This window comes from Bombella saccharophila (genome assembly GCF_026385475.1).
GTDB lineage: Bacteria > Pseudomonadota > Alphaproteobacteria > Acetobacterales > Acetobacteraceae > Bombella > Bombella saccharophila.
Map to the genome: position 1 here is coordinate 1 of NZ_JANIDW010000014.1, position 1482 is coordinate 1482.

Below are 1482 nucleotides of genomic sequence, written 5' to 3' on the forward strand. Positions count from 1 at the left end.
CAAAATCGACAATCTCGCCCGTGAACAACGCGCAGGGATTGAGGCATTAAGCAACCAGATTGCCGCCACTATCTCCACACGCTCCCGCCTCATTACCGCCGCCATCACAGGCAGCGCGGCCTTTGGCGGTGGCGTAGCAGTGGGGCTGTATCAGCTTATTCATACGCTCAACCCGCATCTTTTCGGAGGGTAAAGCATGAGCCAGACCGACAGCCGCCCCCGCGGCATCCGCAATAACAACCCCGGCAATCTCAACTTTGCCCACCAACCCGGCGCGGTGCTAGAGCCAGGGCCCAATGCCCGCTTCGCACGCTTCCCCACGCCAGAGGCGGGGCTTGAGGCCCTGCGCGACCAGCTTATTCGCTACATCCTGCGCGACCGTATCGATACCGTAACGGGCATCATCAGCAAATGGGCGCCCCCGACTGAGAATAACACGGCGGCCTATATCAACGGCGTGTCCCACAGCCTCGGCGTGGAGCCTGATGAGACGCTCGGACAACCCACGCCCCGCTTACTCTCTGGCCTCATGAACGCCATTATCCGCTTCGAAAACGGCCAGAACCCCTATGGCGGCTTGGTTCTTCAAGTGGCGTCAGACATACAAAAGGACGTTATGACATGATGCCATGCCCAGCACGCTCTCTTTACCCTTCTAACGAAGCCACCATCCAAACTTTCCCCAGCAAGAACCGGGGCGATGCGTTGGATTACAGCCTCTATCTCAACCCATTTTTGTGCGATCCAGACGAAACGGTTATCCGCCTCATTGTGGATGTGCCACAAAATACGGGTCTGACGCTGCTATGGGCGGCCCTCTCCAACACGCTCGCCACCATCGGGCTGCAAGGGGGAACCCCCGGCACGCAGACCATCACCATGACGCTCGAGACTAGCGCAGGACGTCGTTATGTCCGCCCCTTACGCATCATCGTGCTGGATGATGCCGGGTCGGTCGATACCGTGCAAGCGAGTTTATCCCCACCTAGTGGCGCATCCCCCCAACCCAACCTCCTTACCTCCAATAAGTACATACTTACCCTCACTGATGGAAGGTTTCTAACCGCATGACGACCATTACTGTTGCTAGTGAAAGCGGACGCGTTAGTGTTCGCGATCTACCTACTTTTGACACTCCAAAAATTGACGCCCATCTACTTGGGATGCAAAATGACACAACCGGGCTTTTCCCGGTTAGCTCGTTTTTCAATGGATCAGGCGGATCACTTGATCTATCTGACTACACCACAACTACCGCCCTTACTCAGGTAGTTAACACGTTAAACGAACGCATCAATAACGTAACTGCCAGCATCCCTACTTCAGCTGACCTATCAGGATACGCTAAAAAGAGCGATATTCCCGACACATCCAAACTCGCCACATCAGCAAACCTCATGGCCGAAGCCACGGCACGTCAAAATGGCGACCAAGCACTCGACCAAAAAATCGACCAGCTTCGCTCCACCATCCCTGCTTCAG

At 55.7% G+C, this 1482-nt stretch carries 4 protein-coding genes; all 4 read left to right on the forward strand.

Annotated elements, in window-relative coordinates; all coding sequences use genetic code 11:
* Positions 1–193 (forward strand): hypothetical protein (locus tag NQF64_RS08935; protein ID WP_266107150.1); only part of this gene is annotated, 193 nt, incomplete at its 5' end.
* A gap of 3 nt (positions 194–196) precedes the next feature.
* The gene (locus tag NQF64_RS08940) at positions 197–625 is read left to right on the forward strand and encodes a structural protein P5 (protein ID WP_266107157.1); all 429 of its coding nucleotides are present in this window, start codon (positions 197–199) and stop codon (positions 623–625) included.
* Entirely contained in the window at positions 622–1071 is a 450-nt protein-coding gene (locus NQF64_RS08945; RefSeq protein ID WP_266107158.1) for a phage fiber-tail adaptor protein, read from the forward strand. Before NQF64_RS08940 ends, NQF64_RS08945 begins: the two co-directional genes overlap by 4 nt.
* Positions 1068–1482, forward strand: a 415-nt coding sequence (locus NQF64_RS08950) for a hypothetical protein (RefSeq protein ID WP_266107159.1), incomplete at its 3' end; no start/stop codon positions are given. The genes NQF64_RS08945 and NQF64_RS08950, both read left to right, overlap by 4 nt.